The organism is Pseudomonas sp. GW821-FHT07E12 (assembly GCF_058986605.1).
Map to the genome: position 1 here is coordinate 1 of NZ_JBYSVX010000025.1, position 18,561 is coordinate 18,561.

19 protein-coding genes are annotated in these 18,561 nt (G+C 64.5%); 8 read left to right on the forward strand and 11 right to left on the reverse strand.

All coding sequences use genetic code 11. The annotated features are described in order from the left end of the window. Nucleotides 1-62: 62 nt before the first annotated feature. From argC to AC3WJE_RS13930, 8 genes are all read right to left on the reverse strand, one after another. Complete coding sequence (gene argC / locus AC3WJE_RS13895) at nt 63-1,016, reverse strand: N-acetyl-gamma-glutamyl-phosphate reductase (RefSeq protein WP_493731405.1); 954 nt, start codon at nt 1,014-1,016, stop codon at nt 63-65. Then, complete coding sequence (locus AC3WJE_RS13900) at nt 1,013-1,624, reverse strand: GNAT family N-acetyltransferase (RefSeq protein ID WP_493731406.1); 612 nt, start codon at nt 1,622-1,624, stop codon at nt 1,013-1,015. Before AC3WJE_RS13900 ends, argC begins: the two co-directional genes overlap by 4 nt. A gap of 1 nt (nt 1,625) precedes the next feature. Continuing rightward, nucleotides 1,626-2,951, reverse strand: coding sequence for an acetylglutamate kinase (locus AC3WJE_RS13905; protein WP_493731407.1), 1,326 nt, complete (start codon nt 2,949-2,951; stop codon nt 1,626-1,628). 34 nt (nt 2,952-2,985) lie between these two features. Continuing rightward, nucleotides 2,986-4,110: an acetylornithine deacetylase gene (locus AC3WJE_RS13910; protein ID WP_493731408.1), complete on the reverse strand. Its 1,125-nt coding sequence runs from the start codon at nt 4,108-4,110 to the stop codon at nt 2,986-2,988. 10 nt (nt 4,111-4,120) lie between these two features. Beyond that, nucleotides 4,121-4,564 carry a GNAT family N-acetyltransferase gene (locus AC3WJE_RS13915; protein WP_493731409.1) on the reverse strand — a complete coding sequence of 148 codons (444 nt, stop codon included), beginning with the start codon at nt 4,562-4,564 and terminating at the stop codon, nt 4,121-4,123. 148 nt (nt 4,565-4,712) lie between these two features. Further along, nucleotides 4,713-5,954, reverse strand: a complete 1,242-nt coding sequence (locus AC3WJE_RS13920) for an argininosuccinate synthase (protein WP_493731410.1) — start codon at nt 5,952-5,954, stop codon at nt 4,713-4,715. An 85-nt stretch (nt 5,955-6,039) separates the two neighbouring features. Beyond that, a complete protein-coding gene (locus tag AC3WJE_RS13925) occupies nt 6,040-7,056 on the reverse strand; it encodes an N-acetylornithine carbamoyltransferase (protein ID WP_493731411.1) in 1,017 nt (338 codons plus the stop codon). A 455-nt stretch (nt 7,057-7,511) separates the two neighbouring features. Continuing rightward, nucleotides 7,512-8,021 carry a hypothetical protein gene (locus AC3WJE_RS13930; protein WP_493731412.1) on the reverse strand — a complete coding sequence of 170 codons (510 nt, stop codon included), beginning with the start codon at nt 8,019-8,021 and terminating at the stop codon, nt 7,512-7,514. Nucleotides 8,022-8,241: 220 nt separating this feature from the next. On the opposite strand from AC3WJE_RS13930, the gene cysS reads away from it, so the two are divergent. From cysS to AC3WJE_RS13950, 4 genes are all read left to right on the forward strand, one after another. After that, the gene (gene cysS / locus AC3WJE_RS13935; RefSeq protein ID WP_493731413.1) at nt 8,242-9,609 is read left to right on the forward strand and encodes a cysteine--tRNA ligase; all 1,368 of its coding nucleotides are present in this window, start codon (nt 8,242-8,244) and stop codon (nt 9,607-9,609) included. 140 nt (nt 9,610-9,749) lie between these two features. After that, complete coding sequence (locus tag AC3WJE_RS13940; protein ID WP_493731414.1) at nt 9,750-10,190, forward strand: SufE family protein; 441 nt, start codon at nt 9,750-9,752, stop codon at nt 10,188-10,190. Continuing rightward, complete coding sequence (locus AC3WJE_RS13945; RefSeq protein ID WP_493731415.1) at nt 10,187-11,434, forward strand: MFS transporter; 1,248 nt, start codon at nt 10,187-10,189, stop codon at nt 11,432-11,434. Before AC3WJE_RS13940 ends, AC3WJE_RS13945 begins: the two co-directional genes overlap by 4 nt. A gap of 141 nt (nt 11,435-11,575) precedes the next feature. Continuing rightward, the gene (locus tag AC3WJE_RS13950; protein ID WP_493731416.1) at nt 11,576-12,307 is read left to right on the forward strand and encodes a S24 family peptidase; all 732 of its coding nucleotides are present in this window, start codon (nt 11,576-11,578) and stop codon (nt 12,305-12,307) included. A 214-nt stretch (nt 12,308-12,521) separates the two neighbouring features. Here AC3WJE_RS13950 and AC3WJE_RS13955 read toward each other — a convergent pair whose 3' ends face one another. Continuing rightward, nucleotides 12,522-12,725: a hypothetical protein gene (locus AC3WJE_RS13955; RefSeq protein ID WP_493731417.1), complete on the reverse strand. Its 204-nt coding sequence runs from the start codon at nt 12,723-12,725 to the stop codon at nt 12,522-12,524. Nucleotides 12,726-13,250: 525 nt separating this feature from the next. On the opposite strand from AC3WJE_RS13955, the gene AC3WJE_RS13960 reads away from it, so the two are divergent. After that, nucleotides 13,251-13,406: a hypothetical protein gene (locus tag AC3WJE_RS13960; protein ID WP_493731418.1), complete on the forward strand. Its 156-nt coding sequence runs from the start codon at nt 13,251-13,253 to the stop codon at nt 13,404-13,406. A gap of 123 nt (nt 13,407-13,529) precedes the next feature. Here the strand turns inward: AC3WJE_RS13960 and AC3WJE_RS13965 are convergent, their stop codons facing one another. Together AC3WJE_RS13965 and dksA are read right to left on the reverse strand one after the other, a co-directional pair. After that, entirely contained in the window at nt 13,530-14,393 is an 864-nt protein-coding gene (locus AC3WJE_RS13965; protein ID WP_493731463.1) for a DUF72 domain-containing protein, read from the reverse strand. A gap of 180 nt (nt 14,394-14,573) precedes the next feature. Continuing rightward, entirely contained in the window at nt 14,574-15,602 is a 1,029-nt protein-coding gene (dksA, locus tag AC3WJE_RS13970; protein WP_493731419.1) for an RNA polymerase-binding protein DksA, read from the reverse strand. A gap of 124 nt (nt 15,603-15,726) precedes the next feature. Between dksA and yidD the strand changes: the two genes are divergently transcribed. From yidD to AC3WJE_RS13985, 3 genes are read left to right on the forward strand one after another with little or no spacing between them, the layout of a single operon-like run. After that, nucleotides 15,727-15,978, forward strand: coding sequence for a membrane protein insertion efficiency factor YidD (gene yidD, locus AC3WJE_RS13975; protein ID WP_493731464.1), 252 nt, complete (start codon nt 15,727-15,729; stop codon nt 15,976-15,978). Continuing rightward, nucleotides 15,975-17,327, forward strand: a complete 1,353-nt coding sequence (locus AC3WJE_RS13980; protein WP_493731420.1) for a dihydroorotase — start codon at nt 15,975-15,977, stop codon at nt 17,325-17,327. Before yidD ends, AC3WJE_RS13980 begins: the two co-directional genes overlap by 4 nt. After that, nucleotides 17,327-18,172, forward strand: a complete 846-nt coding sequence (locus tag AC3WJE_RS13985) for a M23 family metallopeptidase (protein WP_493731421.1) — start codon at nt 17,327-17,329, stop codon at nt 18,170-18,172. Before AC3WJE_RS13980 ends, AC3WJE_RS13985 begins: the two co-directional genes overlap by 1 nt. Nucleotides 18,173-18,561: the final 389 nt, after the last annotated feature.

The window sequence follows — 18,561 nt, forward strand, 5'->3', positions numbered from 1 at the left end:
GCTTCAGCCGCGATGGGCTTTACCGGTAAAGCCCATCGCGGCTGAAGCCGCTCCTACAAAATTCAATGCGGGATCGCGGTCAGCTCGTCAAAGCCCAGCGCGCGATTGAGGTTCTGCATCGCCTGGGTTGCCGCGCCCTTGAGCAAATTATCCAAGGTCGACACCACCACCACGCGCTTGCCATCCGGCGCCACCGTGAATGCACCGATCTGCACGCCATGCTGGCCTGCGATACGACTCACCCACGGCGCCTCGTCGACCACCTCGACCAGCGGCTCGTGCGCATAACGCGCTTCGTACAGCGCCTTGATCTGCTCGCGCTTGACCGGGCGCTGCAACCACAGGTTCACCGTCATCGTGATGCCACGAAAATGCGGCGCCACATGCGGCATGAACTCCACCGGCACACCGAGGTGGGCGGTGACCTCGCGCTCGTGCATGTGATTGGTCAACGAGTACGGCATCAGGTTGTCGGCCAGCAGCTCGGGGTTGTTCTTGTCCGAGGGCGTGGTGCCTGCACCGGAGTAGCCCGATACGCCAAAGCACTGCGGCGGACCGGCCAGCTGCTCCAGCAACGGCGAGATCGCCAGTTGCATCGCCGTGGCATAGCAACCCGGATTGCTGATCCGCTTCGAACCGGTGTAACGCTCGCGGGTCAGCTCCGGCAGGCCGTAGTACCAGCCCGTGTCGAAGCGGTAATCGGCGGACAGATCGACGATCACCGTCTTCGGCGTGAGTCGGTCCAGTGCCTCGACGAACGGCGCGGCCTTGCCGTTGGGCAGCGCCAGGATCACCGCATCGGCGCCCTTGGCTGCGACTGCCTCACCATCCAGGCTCTCGAAGCGCAACTCGCCGCTGTAAGCGTCGTTGTGCTCGGCCACGCGCTGGCCAGCCAGCTCTCGCGAGGACACGAACGCCAGTTCGATATGCGGATGCGCGGCGACCAGCTTGATCAGCTCACTGCCGGTATGGCCGCGCGCGCCGACGATGCCGAGGGTGTACTTCTTGTCAGTCATGCGTGTGTTTCCAGACGGAATTGCAGGTGCCGTTTGATCGCCGGCCATTCCGTATCGATGATGGAGAAAACGACGGTATCGCGCGGGCTGCCGTCGACGTGTCGCTTGTGGTTGCGCAGCACGCCGTCCTGCCTGGCGCCCAGCCGCGCGATCGCGGTGCGCGAGGCGTGGTTGAACCAGCTGGTCTCGAATGCCACGCTGATGCAGCCCAGCGTTTCGAACGCATGCGTCAACAGCATCAACTTGCACTCGGTATTGACGCCACTGCGCTGCACGCGCGGCGCGTACCAGGTGTAGCCGATCAGCAACTTCGGCACGTCCGCCTCCAACCCGTACAACCGCGTCGTGCCGACGATCGCGCCCTCGGCATCGCGCACCACGAACGGCAGCACCTTGCCCTCGGCCTGCACCTGCAACGCGGCGGCGATATAGCCGTCCACGCGCTCCGCAGCGGGCACGTTGGTGTACCAGAGCCGATCCAGTCCGCTACCGGCCAGCGCCGCACGCAAGCCATCAGCGTGCACAGCCCGCAATGGCTCCAGCGTGGCGTGAACGCCACGCAACGTCGGCACCTCGCTCCAGGCCTGCGGCAGAAGATCGGCGGCCATCTCAGCCCACCAGCGTCGGTTGACGTGTCGCGCAATGCGCCACGCAACGCTGGATCTGCTCGAAGCTGTCCACGCCGTACCAGAACACCTTCCACTTCTCCTGCTTGAAGCAGCCGTCGGACTCGGCGTAGTAGAAGATGTTGACCTGGTTGTTGTGACGCGAGCGCCAGAACAGACGCGGGGTTTCCTCGCGCATCACGTTCCATACCGCGCGGCCCAGGCCCTCGCCCTGCGCGTCGTCGAGCACCGCGAACTTGTCCAGGTACACACCTTCCGGCTCGTCGGTGAGGATCACCGCGGTGCGGTAGTTCTCGCTGACGTAGGCACGCAGCAGCTTGGTCTTCTCGAAGTAATCCGGCAGCAGCTCGCGACCGAAACTGGATTCGATCAAGCCCTGCAAGCGCGGCAGGTCCAGTTCATCCCAGGAAGTCGCGCGCAGCACGCGCTCGCCACGCCGCACCAGCGTCCCCGAGCCCTTGTGCGTGAACAGTTCCTTGGCCAGATCGGCCGGGCGCGTGATCGACACCGACGATTCCAGCGGCAGCCGATCCAGCAGATCCTTGATCTGCTCGATCTTGACCTTCATGCCGCCGTGGATCCACGGCTGCTGGATCAGGTGCTCGTACTCGGTGGACAGGTTGATCGAATCGATCACCTTGCCGTGCTCGTCGAGCAAGCCGCCGGTACCGGTCAGGAAAATGATCTTGTACGGCTGCAACTCGCGCACCAGTTCGTTGGCGGCGAAATCGGCGTTGATGTTGAGGATCTGGCCGCTGGCGGTCTCCCCCAGGCTGGTGATCACCGGGATCGAACCGGCCTTCAGGCTGGCCTCGATCGGCGCCAGATTGACCGCCTTGACCTCGCCGACCAATCCATAGGTGGACTGATCGAGGTAATCGGCCTCGAACACGCCACCGGTGATCGACGTGGCGCGCGCACCGTTCTGCTGCAACGCTTCGACCAGCCGCAGATTGGAGGCCTGGAACACCTTGCGCACGATCGCCAGCGCCTGCGGCGAGGTCACGCGCAAGCCGTTGACGGTCTGCTTCTCGATGCCAGCCGCGGACAGCTCCGCATCCAGCTGAGGGCCGGCACCGTGCAGCACGATCGGGGTCAATCCGACTTCCTGCAAGAAGGTCAGCGAGGACGTCAGGTCGTCCAGCTCGTCACGCAGCACCGCGCCGCCGACCTTGACCACGGCGAAGCGCTTGGCGTCCAGCTGCGAGAAGCGCTTGAGGTACTGGCTGATTTCCTTCGCGCTGGCCATGCTCGAAAGCAGGCGCACGATGGTCTGGCGGGTCTGTTTGGTGGTGGCGGGCAGCGACATTTCGATGTTCATGCGGGCAGGAGGTAGGCGCGGCTCAGCCGCCATTGATGATGCGATGGACCGACGTGGCATAGCGCTGCAATTGCTCCAGCGTCACGAACTCATCGGCAGTGTGCGCCTGGGCGATGTCGCCCGGGCCGTAGACCAGCGCGGTATAGCCGCCGGCCGAGAACAGCGAGGCCTCGGTCCAGAAATCCACCGCATTGCCGATCGGCAGATCGAGTGCGTCGGCAACGTCGCGCGCGGCCAGCCGGCGTTCCTCTGCACGCGCGATGTCGCCCGACGGCAGGCTCGGCCCACGGAAGGTTTCTTCAAAATGTGCCGCAGCAGGCTCGGCGAAACCGGCGAAGGTCGCCAGCAGCGCATCGATATCCATCGACGGCAACGGCCGGAAACCGAAACGCAGCTCGGCCTCCGGCGCGATCATGTTGGCCTTGATCCCACCTTCGACCCGGCCGATGTTGAAACGCAGCCCGGTCAGGCCACCGAAGCGCGCGTGCGCCAGCGACTCGACGTGGTCCAGCGCGCGATCACCCCAGCGGATCGCCTGATGCAGCGCGCTCGCCGCCGCATCCTGCTTGCCGGAAGCGTGCCCGGCGCGGCCCTTGAACTTCATCAGCACCGAACTGATGCCGCGATGCGCCAGCACCGCCTCGCTCATCGTCGGCTCGGCCACCAATACGGCTTCAAAAGCCGGGACCGGGGACCGGGGACCGGAGATCGGGGGATGTGCGGCCAGGAACCCGGCAATACAGCGCGGGTCGTTGGCTTCCTCGTCGGAGGAGAACAGGAATGCCGCATCACCATCGCCTGCATTCGCAGCCGCCACCAGCGCAGCCGCCGCCCCCTTGATGTCGCACACGCCAAGACCGACCACGCGGTCATCCAGGCGGCGCATCACGTGCGGGTCGGCACTCCAATGCGGCGAGTCCGGCACCGTATCCAGATGCACGTTGAACAGGTACTTCGGCGTACCACGCACCGCGTACAGGCTGACCGCGCCGGCGCCGTGGTCGATCACCTCGACATTGAAGCCAGGCAGGTTCGCGCGCAGGTAATCGAAGATACCGTCGGTACCGATCGCGCGCGGCGGATTGCGGGTGTCGAAGGACACCAGCTTTTCCAGGTGGGTCAACGTGTTTTCGAGCAGGTCGGTCATGAGGATCGGATCAGTGGGCCGCCGCGGCGACCTGGTAGATATCGGGACGCGATATTTCCATCAGCGTCTGCGGCTTTGACGGCGCGGCGAAGCCGAACGATGCGTACAGCCCGTGTGCGTCGGACGTCGCCAGCATGAACCGGCGCAGCCCCTGCAGTTGCGGATCCGCCATGATCGCGGCCACCAGCTGCTTGCTGTAACCGCGACCGCGATGCTCCGGCAGCACGAACACGTCGGCGAGATAGCCGAAGGTCGCACCATCGGTGATCACCCGCGCAAACGCCACCTGTCCCGCGCCCTCGACGTAGCCGCCGAAGCACAGCGCGCCGGCGATCGCACGCTCCACCGTCGCCCGCGGAATCCCACGACTCCAGTAGGCCTCGGTCGAGAGGAAGCGGTGGATCAGATCCACGTCCAGCTCGTGCTTGTCGGTGCTGATGCGTAACCGGCTCATCTTCCAGACCAGACGAAAATGTTCCCTTCCCCCGCCTGCGGGGGAAGGTGCCCGAAGGGCGGATGAGGGCAATTTCTTGCCGACATGCGGTGCCCTCATCCGGCGCTGCGCGCCACCTTCTCCCGCGAGCGGGAGAAGGAAGCAGGCTTCAGCGATTGACCTGCGCGTACAGCGTAGAGCTCATACCGAACAGCTTGATGAAACCCTCGGCCTCTTCCACGCCCCAATCCGCCGACTGCGCGTAGGTCGCGCCCTTGGCATTGAGGATGTGCGGCGAACGCACTGCCACCGCATCGACGCGGCCGCCACGGGTCTCCAGCACCACCTCACCGTTGACCTTGCTCTGCGAGGACTTCAGGAACGCCTCGATGTCGGTCTTGAGCGGGTCGTGGTAGAAGCCTTCGTACACCAGCTCCACCCACTTGCGCGCCACCTCCGGCTTGAAGCGGTTCTGCTGCTTGGTCAGCACGGCGTCTTCCAGCGCGCGGTGCGCGGCCAGCAGCGAGATCAGGCCCGGTGCTTCGAACACGATGCGGCCCTTCAGGCCGATCACGGTGTCGCCGGTATACACGCCACGGCCCACGCCGTACGGCGCGAACAGCTTGTTGAGCTTGGCCAGGATCTGCTCGCCCGGCAGCGCCTTGCCGTCCAGCTCGACCGCCTCGCCCTCGACGAACTTCAAGGTGACGGTCAGCGGCTCGATCGGCCACGCGCTGCGCGGCGCGCACCAGCCACGCGCGCCCTCGCCCGGAGCTTCCCACTTGTCGATCTCGCCACCGGACATGGTCAGGCCCAGCAGGTTCTCGTTGATCGTGTAAGCCTTCTGCTTGGCGCGCACGCCGAAGCCGCGCTCCTCCAGATACTTCTGCTCGTAGGCGCGAGTCTGGGTGTGTTCCTTCTGGATCTCGCGGATCGGCGCCACGATCTGGTAGTCGCCCAGCGCCTTGACCGCCAGGTCGAAACGCACCTGGTCATTGCCCATGCCGGTACAGCCATGAGCAATCGCATTGGTACCCAGCTCGGCAGCGCGCTTGAGCGCGGCATCGACGATCAGATAACGGTCCGATACCAGCAGCGGGTACTGGCCCTGATAGCCCTCGCCTGCCCAGACGAACGGCTTGACGAAGCCGTTCCAGATTGCCGGACCACCATCGACGGTGACATGGCTGGCGACACCCAATTCGGCGGCGCGCTTCTCGATGAAATCACGCTCTTCGGCATCCACGCCGCCGGTGTCGGCGAACACGGTGTGCACCTTCCAGCCGCGCTCCTGCAGGTAGGGCACGCAGAAGCTGGTGTCGAGCCCGCCGGAGAAGGCCAGGACGATGTCCTTGGAGCCGTGATGGGTGATGGGTGATTCGTGATTCGGAGAAGCGGTTTGCTGCGACATGGGGGAAATCTCTCTACAAGTGAATGATCAGGAGCAGGTTGTGATCGGCTCTTGCCGTTTCGAATCACCAATCACGAATCACAAATCACGGATGGCGCCCCACCAGGGCCGCCATGATCGCCTTCTGCACATGCAGGCGATTCTCCGCCTCGTCGATGGCGATGCAGTTTGGCGAATCCATCACCGCGTCGGTTGCCTTGACGTTGCGGCGAAGCGGCAGGCAGTGGCTGAACACGCCGTTGTTGGTCAGCGCCATCTTCCGCTCGTCGACGATGAAGTGCTTGTACTGGTCGCGGATCGGCTTTTCCGGCTCCCAGTTGCCGAAGAACGGCAGCGCGCCCCAGCTCTTGGCGTAGACCACGTCGGCACCGGCATAGGCGCTGTCGACGTCATGGCTGACCTGCAGCGAGCCACCGCTCTCGGCGACGTTCTGCTGCGCCCAGCCCATGTAGCGCTCGTCCAGGATGTAGTCCGGGGTCGGGCACAGCAGGGTCACGTCCATGCCCAGACGGGTCGCGATGGTCAGCGCCGAGTTGGCCACGGCGGTGTTGAGCGGCTTGGGATGGTAGGTCCAGGTCAACACGTACTTCTTGCCGCGCAGATCACTGGTACCGAAGTGCTCCTGCAGCGCCAGCGCGTGCGCCAGCTCCTGGCAAGGATGGGTGATGGTCTCCATGTTGATGACCGGCACCGGCGAATACTTGGCGAAGGACTTCAGCACGATGTCCTGGCGGTCGTAGGCCCAGTCCACGAACTTCGGGAACGCGCGCACACCGATCAGATCTACGTAGCGACCCAGCACCTTGGCGACCTCGGCGATGTGCTCCTCGGTATCGCCGTCCATCACCGTGCCCAGGTTGAACTCGATCGGCCATGCATCCTTGCCCGGCTGCAGCACCACCGCGTGCCCACCCAGCTGGAACGCGCCCAGCTCGAAACTGGTACGGGTACGCATCGACGGATTGAAGAACACCAGTGCGATCGACTTGCCCTTCAGCTCGCTGCCGAGCTTGTTCTGTTTGAACAGTGCGGCCTGGGTCAACAGCGCGTCCAGTTCGGCGCGGCTCCAGTCCTGGGTGTTCAGGAAGTGCTTGAGGGACATCGATCGTTCCTTTGTTGCGTGGGGCCGCCGAGGGGTGTGGCGGGTGCGCGGGATGCGCTGTCTATTGTGAATCCCTCACAAGAGCCCGCACATCCATGTGCGGGTGTCCTTTTTATTTATTACCGTTGAAACCTTGCCGCCCTGAAAACGAAAAAACCCAGCCTGGGCTGGGTTTTCCGAACGGACAGTACGATGCTCCGGGTTACCCAGCGAGAATGTGGGGTTCCGGTCGACGCGCACGCGAAGTCATGCCGGAGGCCATCCGGGCGGCGCTGGTGTCGTGCTGGTGGGCGTTCGGCTTCATAGGGCGCGCATCCTCGCACGCATGGCGGGCCTGCGCAAGCATCCTTGTGCGACATGGCGAAGCTACAAACTCCTTGTGGGAGGGGCTTCAGCCCCGACGGGCTTTACCTGTGAAGCGGTCGGGGCTGAAGCCCCTCCCACAACCATCCCGCTCAGCGCGCCGGTGCCAGGATCGCGTCGGGGATATAGGGCGTCACCGACACCCGCACCCGCAGCCGGTTGCCGGGGTCCTCCGGCAGGCGCGAGCGGTACTTGGTGCCCTTGTAGACGTAGTCCACGTCGTAGGCGATCGGTCGGCGGAACTCGCGCGGCACCTCGATGATCCGGCAGTTGCGCCGGGTACTGGTCGGTGGCGGCGTCGGAGTCGGCTCGGGAGTTTCCGAGCGCTTGCTGAAGATGTCCTTCACCGAATCCATCATCCGCGAGAACCGCCCTTCCTCGCTGCGTGCCGGCTTGGCGGCCTCTTCGGGTTCGGTCTCGGGACCACACTGCTCTTCCATGCGCGTGGCGCGCAGCGTCTGGTAGACCGGCTCGACGTTGAGCACCTGCGCGTAATCGAGCTTGACGTTCTCGACCACCACCACCCGGTTCTTGCCCGTATCGTCCTGTCCCTGCGCACAGACGCGCAGCGGTTGGCAAGCCAGCAGGCATAGCACGGACAAAAGAAAAGAAGAGCGCATCAGCACCAGCAGGTGGATGTAAGAATTTCCTTAAGTGTAGGGACGGACCTGCGTCTTGGGCTGAACGCCACCCATCCGGGGGCGAAGGGTATGTGCCAGGGCGCGACATCAACTCCCGCGCCGGAATCCCGGCGCAGGCCCTGGAGTGTGCGTGGGCGGGAGCTGCGCGTAGAATCGACCGGCTTCTCTACCCCCGATGCCGATGAGCCTGCGCCTGCACAACAACCTGACGCGGCGGGTCGAACCGTTCGCGCCGCTCGATCCCGCCAGCCCGACGATGTACGTCTGCGGGCCAACCGTCTACAACTACGTCCACATCGGCAACGCCCGTGGCCCGGTGGTGTTCGGGGTGCTGGCCGCCCTGCTGCGCCGTCGCTACGGCGCGCTGCGCTACGCCCGCAACATCACCGACGTGGACGACAAGATCAACGCCGCCGCCAAGGAACAGGGCGTGCCGATCTCGGCGATCACCGACCGCTTCGCCGCCGCCTACCGCGAGGACATGGCCGCGCTCGGCGTGGCCCCGCCGGACATCGAGCCGGAGGCCACCGCGCATATCCCGCAGATCGTGGCGATGATCGAACGCCTGATCGAAGCCGGTCACGCCTACGCCGCCGAGGGTCATGTGCTGTTCGCGGTCGCCAGCTTCGACCGCTACGGCAAGCTCTCCGGTCGCGACCCGGAGGAAATGCTGGCCGGCGCCCGTGTCGAAGTTGCCCCCTACAAGAAGGACCCCGGCGACTTCGTGCTGTGGAAGCCCTCCTCCGATGACCTGCCCGGCTGGGATTCGCCGTGGGGGCGCGGCCGTCCGGGCTGGCACATCGAATGCTCGGCAATGGCCGCCGCGCACCTGGGCGACACCATCGACATCCATGCCGGCGGCGTCGACCTGCAGTTCCCGCACCACGAGAACGAGATCGCGCAGAGCGAGTGCGCCCACGGTGGCGCCACCTTCGCCCGGTTCTGGCTGCACAACGGCATGCTCAACTTCGGCGGCGCCAAGATGAGCAAGTCGATCGGCAACATCGAGCGCGTGCACGACCTGGTGCAGAAGCATCCGCCGGAAGCACTGCGCTACGCCCTGCTCTCGGCCCACTACCGGCAGCCGCTGGACTGGTCGGATGCGCTGATCGAACAGTCCTGCAATACGCTGGACCGGCTGTACGGCACGCTGAGGGATCTGGCTGATATCTCGGCCGATGCCGCCATCCCGACCACGGTCGAGGCGGCGCTGGACGATGATCTCAACACGCCGCAGGCGTTGGCCGAGATCGCCCGCATCGCCGCCGAAGCCCGCAAGGCGGAGAACAAGGAAGAGAGGATCCGGCTGAAGTCGCAGTTGCTCGGCGCAGGCCTTGCGCTCGGTTTGTTGCAACAGACGCCGGAAAGCTGGTTCAACCGCGGCGTTTCCGATGAGGACGACGTGCGCATCCAGGAGCTGATCGAAGCCCGCACCAATGCCAAGAAGGCCCGCGACTTCGCGCGTGCCGACGCCATCCGCGACCAGCTCGCTGGCGAGGGCATCGTGCTGGAGGACACACCGCAGGGCGTGCGCTGGAAGCGCGCCTGACAGCGCCGGCCAACATCCGTACGAGCGGCGTCAGCCGCGATGAGGCATTGCCGATAGAGCCCGATCGCGGCTGACGCCGCTCCTACGAATACCGGCACTCCACGCATGCCGCCCGGAATGGCAACAACGAGAAACACCACGTGACCAACTCCCCCTTCCCGCTCGAACCCACCGCCACCGAGGCCCAGGCCGCCATTGCCGACGAGTTCTCGTTCTTCGGCGACTGGTCCGAACGCTACCAGTACCTGATCGACCTCGGCCGCAAGCTCCCCGTCTTCCCGGAAGAGTGGAAAACCGAAGAGCATCGCCTGCACGGCTGCCAATCGATGGTGTGGATCGTGCCGGAGGGCAATGCCGAGCAACTCGCGTTCCACGCGATCAGTGACTCGGCGATCGTCTCCGGACTGATCTATCTGGCGCTGCGGGTCTACTCCGGCCGCAGCGCGGCGGAAATCCTTGCCACCGAACCGACCTACATCGCCGACATCGGCCTGTCCAAGCACCTCTCGCCCACCCGCAGCAACGGCGTGGCAGCGATGCTGGGCTTCATCCGCGACACCGCCCAGGCGCAGGCCCAGTGAGCGGCGAAATCCCCGCCGACGGCGGAATTCGCGGCCTGTTCGCCCATCCCGGCTTCGTGCTGGTGCTGGCCTATCGCATCTGCGCGATGCTGTCCTACCAGATCGTCGCGGTCACGGTCGGCTGGCACATCTATCAGATCACCGGCAACCCCTTCTCGCTGGGCCTGATCGGGCTGGCCGAGATCCTGCCGTTCTTCTGCGTGGCGCCGTTCGCCGGCTATCTCGTCGACCACCTGCCACGGCGCCGCCTCGGCGTGGCCGCCACCTTCGGGCTGGTCACCACCGCCGTGATCTTGATGGCCGTGGCCAGGGGCTGGATCCCGCTGCGCGGGGTCTGGCCGATCTACGCGGCGATCTCGCTGACCGGCATGGTGCGTTCGTTCCTGTCACCGGTCTACAACGCACTGTTCGCACGCACGTTGCCGCGCGAGGCCTACGCCCGCGGCGCCAGCCTGGGCAGCGTGGTGTTCCAAAGCGGCATGGTGCTCGGCCCGGCGTTGGGCGGTGTACTGGTCGGCTTCGGCGGCAGCGCGCTGGCCTATACCGTCGCCGCGTGCGTCGCGCTGGCAGCCGTGGCGGCGCTGCTGGTATTGAAGGTGGAGGAGCCGGCGCCGTCCGACACGCGCGCACCGATCTTCCGCAGCATCGCCGAGGGCGCGCGCTTCGTGTTCTCCAACCAGATCATGCTCGGCGCGATGGCGCTGGACATGTTCTCGGTGCTGCTCGGCGGCGCGGTATCGATGCTGCCGGCCTTCATCCACGACATCCTGCATTACGGCCCCGAGGGGCTCGGCATCCTGCGCGGCGCCCCGGCGCTGGGCTCGGTGCTGGTGGGACTGTGGCTGGCGCGGCGTCCGCTGCAGCGCAACGCAGGGCGCGTGCTGCTGTTTGCGGTGGCCGGATTCGGCCTGTGCACGATCGCGTTCGGGCTGTCACGGCATTTCTGGCTGTCGGCGGTGATCCTGCTCGCCTACGGCATGTGTGACGGCGTCTCCGTGGTGGTGCGCCAGACCATCCTGCAACTGGCCACCCCGGATGACATGCGCGGCCGCGTGTCGTCGATCAGTGGCATTTTCATCGGCTCATCCAACGAACTGGGCGCGTTCTACGACGGCACGATGGCGCGCCTGATCGGCCTGGTGCCCGCTGTGGTGATGGGCGGCTGCGTGACCCTGGTGGTGGTCGCGACTACCGCGTGGAAAGCACCGAAGCTGCGCCGCTTGAATCTGCGCGACCTGCATTGATGTTGATTCGGATCGCCGTGAGCGGAGCTTGCTTCGCCGCAGCTTTCACCAGGAAAAGCTCCCGCAGAGTACTTCTAGCAACGAATTTTCCCGCAAACTTTCGCTAAACTCTATTACGTGGCCGAGACATTCAAAGAGCGCATGAAACGCGTCCGTGTACGTGCAGGCTTCAAAAGCCAGCGTACGGCGGCCAACGCCATTGGATGCGACCGAGGTAATGTCGGGATGTGGGAAGCCCCATCCAGCACCGTCCAGTCTGTCGGGCAGGACTGGTTGTTTGAAGTGGCCCGTGCTTATCAAGTGCGGCCCCAGTGGATTAACGATCTATCCTCAACAAATGATGGCTACCCGTGGATGCCGAACGAAGGCGAACACGTCAAGGTCTATGCATATCAAATTAGGGCGGTGGATGGAGAGGACGGCATAGACTCCTCCACCGATGTCGCGATCCCAGTACACGACATAGATGTATCCGGCGGCCCTGGTGTCATCATCCCCGAATACGTCGAGACCAAGTATCGACTGCCCTACCAGATTGACTGGCTGAATCGCTGGGACGCCAAACCCAAAGACATCCTAATCGCCAAGGTCCGAGGCTCCTCTATGGAGCCGGTCCTTTACGATGGTGACAAGGTGGTCATCCATACAAACCGCAGACGAATCGTGGACGATTGCGTCTACTCACTCATCTACGCTGGAGAAGCCCGTGTGAAGCGGCTATTCAAGCTACCCGGTGGTGGGCTACGTATCGTCAGCAGTAATCCTGACAAGAGTCGCTACCCCGACGAAATTATTCAGCCCAATGAACTTGGGGTGATCTACATCATTGGCCAAGTCATCGACAAGATGGGGAGTGGCGGGCTTGGCTTTTGAATCAGTGGCAATCCCACACCAGTACCGCACTCACCAATGAATGTAGGTCCGTAACAAACCTCCGCAGCGCCCCGATGTCGCCAATCAATTGGTTCCGCACTCGATGATGCTAAGACCATAATCAGGACCATTGCCTCCAAAGCCTCGCATTCAACATCCGGAAGCTGCATCAACCGAGCACCTACTCATCACGTGAAGGATCGATCAGAGTTACTCAATACTCTGCCGCAAAGCCAAACACGCCAGCAATATCCGCTTCTTCAAATTTGTTCCATGGATATCCTATAACTTGAGCTCCAACAAGGATGGACACGGCTAGCTTGACCAGCCAGCCGATACAGCCACTGATGTCCACGACACAGCCCTGGAACACTAATCCGATAAGCAGGCCTGCACCAATGACACCCAGCTCACTCAACCGGCTCCTCAGGTAGCTCAGCCAGCTCAGCAAGTAGTGCGTCTGCACAGTCCACTGAATACCGGGCAATAAGCCTCGGATGGCTATTCCTGTTCACTTCATTTGCAAGATGTCCTTGCATTGCGATCGCGGCCAACAGCTCACGCTTGGTCAAACCGGTTGCCCACCCAGTCGCGTCTCCAGTTTGCACGCCGCGAACAATCTCACCTTCGATCCACTCACACTCCACCGGCATTGCCGGCACATTCCCACTCTGTTTCATTCGTGTTCCTCGTTCCATGCTGTAAGTCATACCAAAAATTGATCAGACCAAGCCATTGCAGCCAACGAGAGATGCTCAAAAGGCACCTGACTCAGCCACCTCAGCCACCTCAGCCATAGCTATCAGCTCATTTATCGCCACTTTCGTGCTCAGTGTTGACCACAGAATAATGCTAAATAAATTTAGCAAAAAGGTCAAGTTTTTAGCGGCCCAATTTTATAGCGAGAGCTGAACACTAGGTGGTTCATTCACACACTTATAAGATGCTCTACTCCGCTACCCACGAGGCAGCCGCGGCACACCCGATCTGTCTGGTACCAGCGGCGGTGACGGGCCGCTGCGTGACCCTGGTGGTGGTCGCGACCACCGCGTGGAAAGCACCAAAGCTGCGCCGCTTGAATCTGCGTGACCTGCATTGAGGCTGATTCCAGCGCTGCGGTAGTGCGGAGCTTGTGCTTGCATCCCTTTTCGGGGCTCCGCTGAGGCTTTCGTCGGGAAAGCTCCAGCCGGGCAAGCTCGGCTCCACGCGGTTCTGAACTTGCTCAGAGCAAGCCCAACTGCACCACTTCCGGCAAGGGCATCCGTAGTTCCGGCAAGCCCGGCAAACGTGTCCGCAGCAAACTGTGGAAGCGCAGCGCCTGTTCTGCCGCCAGATGGTTGTCGGGTGTGTGCAGGAACACATACGGCGTGCGCCCCGCTTCGATCCAGGCCGCGACCTTGTCCGCCCAAGGCTCCAGGTAGACCTGATTCGCATCCAGATCGGGGCCGCCGATGAAGCGCACCTGCGGGCTCTGGCTGAAGGCCGCCGCGCGCACTGGCAGCCTCGGCTTCTTTGCCTGCGCGTGCGCCACTGCCGGATCGTCCGCGGTGCAGGCGAACAGCGCGCGCGAATCGAAGCAGATCCGTTCTACCCCGCGCGCCTGCAGCAGACGATTGAGCATCCGCTCCTCCTCGCCTCGTGCGAAGAACGCCGGATGGCGCACTTCCACCGCCAACGCGTGCGCGGCGAAATGGTCCAGCCATACCGTCAGCTCGCCCAGCCGCTCCGGGCCGAAGCCAGCCGGCAGTTGCAGCCACAACGGCGCGACCCGGCCGCCGAGTGGCATCAGCAAATCGAGAAAAGCCTCGGTGGCCTTCAGCCGCTCGCGCAGGTCACCTTCGTGGCTGATGTCACGCGGCAGCTTGGCGCAGAAGCGGAAATCCTCAGGCATCACCACGGCCCAGCGCTGCACGGTGGCCGGCGCCGGACGCGCATGGAAGGTGGTGTTGCCCTCCACCGCGTTGAACACCTGCACGTAGTGGCCAAGGCTGTCGGCCGGACGCAGGTCGGCGGGATAGAAAGCACCTCGCCAGGCTGGCTCATTCCACGATGGGCAGCCGAGGCGGTAAGGCAGGCGATCGGAAATGGGCGGCACGATGAACGGACGAAACGCAGGAAACCGGGGCGAGACAGTCTAAGCGGCCACGCCACGCGCTACGAGAAAGAACCTCGCACTTGATGGATGTGCCGCGCGCCTGCGAGGGGCTCACAAAAAAACCCCGCGCAGAGCGCGGGGCTTCGGGTCGTTACGCAGATGCGAGCGGGATCAGTCGCCCTGCTGCTTCTGCATGTGCTCCCAACGCTCCTGAGCATCGATGGTGCGCTCGGCGGTCAGGCGCGCCTCCAGGCGCTCCAGGCCGATTTCCTCACCGGTATCGACGCAATAGCCGTAGTCACCGGCATCCAGGCGCTTGAGCGTGCTGTCGATCTTGCCGATCAGCTTGCGGTAGCGGTCGCGGGTACGCAGTTCCAGCGAGTTCTCGGTCTCGCGGGTCGCACGCTCGGCTTCGTCGCCGATGTCGCGTACTTCTTCGCGCAGGTTCTCGATGGTCTGCTTGGATTCCTCGACCAGGTCGATGCGCCAATGCAGCAGGCGCTGGCGGAAGTACTCCTGCTGCAGCGTGCTCATGTACTCCTCATCCGCCGCAGGCTTGTAGCCGGCTGGCAGGATCGGGCGGCCGGTGGCTTCGTCGATCTTGTACTCGACCACCTTGTACTTGTTGCGCGGCGTCGGCGCGGCGGGCCTGGAGGTCACCGCGACGGCAACCTTGCCGACCGGGCGCGTGATGACCGGCTTGGCGGGCGATTGGGTTTTGCTGGGGGTTTTTGCTGAGGATTTCGAAACGGGCACGGGATTCTTGCTTGAGGGGGTTGCAGGCTTGGCAGACGGCTTGGCCTCGGCCTTCTTCGGGGCCGAAACGGGGGCCGGCGCGGGGGCCTTGGCCGGAACAGACTTGACCGGTGCCGGCTTGCTGGCCGGCTTCGGCGCGGGCTTGGCAGCGACCGGCTTGGCGGTGACTACCGGCGTCGCCTTCTTCGCTGCCGGCTTCTTGGCTACGGCAACGGTCTTGGCTACGGGTTTCTTTACGGGCTTGGCTACTGCCGCGGTCTTGACGGGAGCAGCCTTCTTCGCGGGCGCCTTCTTGGCAACCGGTTGCTTGACAGCAGTTGGCTTCTTGACGGCCTTGGCGACCGGCTTGGAAGCGGGCTTTGCCGCCGCGACCTTCTTTACAACAGGCTTGGCGGTCTTCTTGGCGGCCTTTACGGCCTTCTTTGCAGGTGTTTTAGCAGCCACGAAACGCTCTTCCTTGGTTCCCCCGGGGCCCGGGAAAGCGGAACTTTATAGCCCACCCTAAGCCGCGACGGCAACCACGCATTTAATCCACCCATTTGGGAGAGTGGCATATCATGCCTCAGTGATCGCCCGTCTGCTCATCGCGCTGCTGCGCTTCTACAAGCGGTTCATCAGCCCCCTGCTGGGGCCGCGCTGCCGTTTCGAACCCAGTTGTTCCCAATACGCGATGACCGCCATCGCCCGCTACGGCCCGCTGCGCGGCTGTTGGCTCGGCGCGCGCCGCCTGGCCCGCTGCCACCCCTTCCATCCGGGCGGCTACGATCCGGTGCCCGACGCATCCCCTCCCTCATGCCGCTGTACAGGAAAACATCCATGACCCGCACCCTCATCCGCAACGCCCGCCTGGTCAACGAAGGCCAACAGTTCGAGGCCGACCTGCGCATTGGCGCGGATGGCCGGATCGAGCGCATTGCGCCGCAGATTGCGCCCGAGCCGGGCGAAACCGTGGTCGATGCCGCCGGACGCTGGCTGTTGCCCGGGATGATCGACGACCAGGTGCACTTCCGTGAACCCGGTCTCACCCACAAGGGCGATATCGCGACCGAGTCGGCCGCCGCGGTCGCCGGCGGCCTGACCAGCTTCATGGACATGCCCAACACCAATCCGCCCACGCTCGATGCCGCCGCATTGCAGGCCAAGTACGACGCCGCCGCCGGCCGCGCCTGGGGCAACTACGGCTTCTACATGGGCGCCAGCAACGACAACCTGGCGGCGATCCAGTCGCTGGATCCGAAGACCGCGCCGGGCATCAAGGTGTTCATGGGCGCCTCCACCGGCAACATGCTGGTGGACAACCCGGAGACGCTCGATGCGATCTTCCGCGATGCGCCGACGCCGATCATCACCCACTGCGAGGACACCCCGACCATCGATGCCACGATGGCCGCGTTCAAGGAAAAGTACGGCGATGCGCTGACGCCGGACATGCACCCGGACATCCGCTCGCGCGAGGCCTGCCTGAAGTCCTCGCTGCTGGCGACCTCGCTGGCGAAGAAGCACGGCACCCGCCTGCACGTGCTGCACATCTCCACCGCCGACGAGCTGGCGCTGTTCGAGCGCGGCCCGCTGGTGGACGAGAACGGCAAGCTGCGCAAGCGCATCACTGCCGAGACCTGCATCCATTTCCTGCGCTTCGACCGCGCCGACTACGCGCGGCTGGGCAACCTGATCAAGTGCAATCCGGCGATCAAGGACGCCAGCGACCGTGAGGCGCTGACCGCCGCGCTGGTCGAGGACGTGATCGACGTGCTCGCCACCGACCACGCCCCGCACACCTGGGAAGAGAAGCAGAAGCCCTACGCGCAGGCGCCATCGGGCCTGCCGCTGGTGCAGTACGCACTGGTCGCGGCGCTGGAGCTGGTGCACGAGGGCAAGCTCGACATCGCCACGGTGGTACGCAAGTTCGCGCATGCGCCGGCGCAGTTGTTCGATGTGGCCGAACGCGGCTTCCTGCGCGAGGGTTACTGGGCCGATCTGGTGCTGGTCGAGGACGTGCCGTTCACCGTCAAGCGCGAGGACGTGCTGTCCAAGTGCGGCTGGTCGCCGTTCGAAGGCACCACCTTCCGTTCGCGCGTGGCCTCGACCTGGGTCAACGGCCGTCAGGTCTGGAATGGCAGCGAACTGGTCGGCACGCCGGCCGGGCAGCGTCTGGCGTTCGATCGTTGATGCGTCGGCTGGTGGCACTGGCGGTGCTGGCGAGCGCACCGCTGCTGTGCGCGGATCTGCCGGAAGCGCACGCCCAGGCAACGGCCGACACGCGCAGCGTGTTCCCGGCCAGCGTCTCGCAGGGCGCGCTGGTGATCGGCAAGGTACCGGCCGGCAGCAAGGTCGAGTACGCCGGGCGCAACCTGCGCGTCAGCAGCTACGGCAGTGTCGTGTTCGGCATCGGCCGTGACGAGAAAGGGCCGGTGCAGGTGCGTATCACCCGGGCGGACGGTGGCAGCGACACCGCCAGCATCATCGTCACGCCGCGCGACTGGCCGGTCGAATACGTCAACGGCGTGCCGCCCAAGACCGTCAATCCGCCGCCGGAGATCGCCGAACGGATCCGGCGCGAGCAGGCCCAGGTCACCGCCGCGCGCGACCGCGACGATGCCCGTACCGACTTCGCCCAGCCGTTCATCTGGCCGGTGCAGGGCCGGATCAGCGGCCGCTTCGGCAACGCCCGCGTCTACAACGGCCAGACCGCGGGTTCGGGACACTCGGGCATGGACATCGCGGTGCCGACCGGCACGCCGGTGAAAGCACCGGCCGCCGGCGTGATCACTTTCGCCGCGCCGGACCTGTATCTGACCGGTGGCACGCTGCTGCTCGATCATGGTTTCGGGGTCAGCTCCAACTTCCTGCACCTGTCGCGCATCGATGTGAAAGTGGGTGATCGCGTGGAACAGGGCCAGGTGATCGGCGCCGTTGGTGCCACCGGGCGCGCGACGGGACCGCACCTGCACTGGGGAATGAATTGGTTCGACGTGCGGATCGATCCCTTGCTGGTGCTGGATCGTACGAAATAGCTACTACGCCTGTTGCGCCTGTGGGAGGGACTTCAGTCCCGACGGGCTTTACCGGCCGGCTGTCGGGACTGAAGTCCCTCCCACAAAGTCTCTTCGATTCAGCCGCTTGAGTCCCACGACAAGCCAAGACACTGGGTCCCCGCCTGCGCGGGGACGACGGTAGGGCGCGCGCGATATTCGGTGCAGATCGACCCGGAGAAGCCGCCCGGTAGCCGCTACCTACCCACCTCTTCCAGACCTACCCGCCGTCGCCGGTATCCGGTGTCCACACCGGGCTTATAAGCAAAGTGTTGCCGCGTACGCGGCAATGGCGATCCCCGCGCCCGGGGTGGCAGCCGCACGGCGCCATCTCATGCCGGACGCGCCCCCACTGCCCGCCGGAGATCCGC

Bases quoted from the DNA above. Each gene is read 5' to 3' on its own strand.
- argC (WP_493731405.1), bottom strand. From the start codon at position 1,016: ATGACTGACAAGAAGTACACCCTCGGCATCGTCGGCGCGCGCGGCCAT.
- AC3WJE_RS13900 (WP_493731406.1), bottom strand. From the start codon at position 1,624: ATGGCCGCCGATCTTCTGCCGCAGGCCTGGAGCGAGGTGCCGACGTTG.
- AC3WJE_RS13905 (WP_493731407.1), bottom strand. From the start codon at position 2,951: ATGTCGCTGCCCGCCACCACCAAACAGACCCGCCAGACCATCGTGCGC.
- AC3WJE_RS13910 (WP_493731408.1), bottom strand. From the start codon at position 4,110: ATGACCGACCTGCTCGAAAACACGTTGACCCACCTGGAAAAGCTGGTG.
- AC3WJE_RS13915 (WP_493731409.1), bottom strand. From the start codon at position 4,564: ATGAGCCGGTTACGCATCAGCACCGACAAGCACGAGCTGGACGTGGAT.
- AC3WJE_RS13920 (WP_493731410.1), bottom strand. From the start codon at position 5,954: ATGTCGCAGCAAACCGCTTCTCCGAATCACGAATCACCCATCACCCAT.
- AC3WJE_RS13925 (WP_493731411.1), bottom strand. From the start codon at position 7,056: ATGTCCCTCAAGCACTTCCTGAACACCCAGGACTGGAGCCGCGCCGAA.
- cysS (WP_493731413.1), top strand. From the start codon at position 8,242: ATGAGCCTGCGCCTGCACAACAACCTGACGCGGCGGGTCGAACCGTTC.
- AC3WJE_RS13950 (WP_493731416.1), top strand. From the start codon at position 11,576: ATGAAACGCGTCCGTGTACGTGCAGGCTTCAAAAGCCAGCGTACGGCG.
- AC3WJE_RS13960 (WP_493731418.1), top strand. From the start codon at position 13,251: ATGCTCTACTCCGCTACCCACGAGGCAGCCGCGGCACACCCGATCTGT.
- AC3WJE_RS13980 (WP_493731420.1), top strand. From the start codon at position 15,975: ATGACCCGCACCCTCATCCGCAACGCCCGCCTGGTCAACGAAGGCCAA.
- AC3WJE_RS13985 (WP_493731421.1), top strand. From the start codon at position 17,327: ATGCGTCGGCTGGTGGCACTGGCGGTGCTGGCGAGCGCACCGCTGCTG.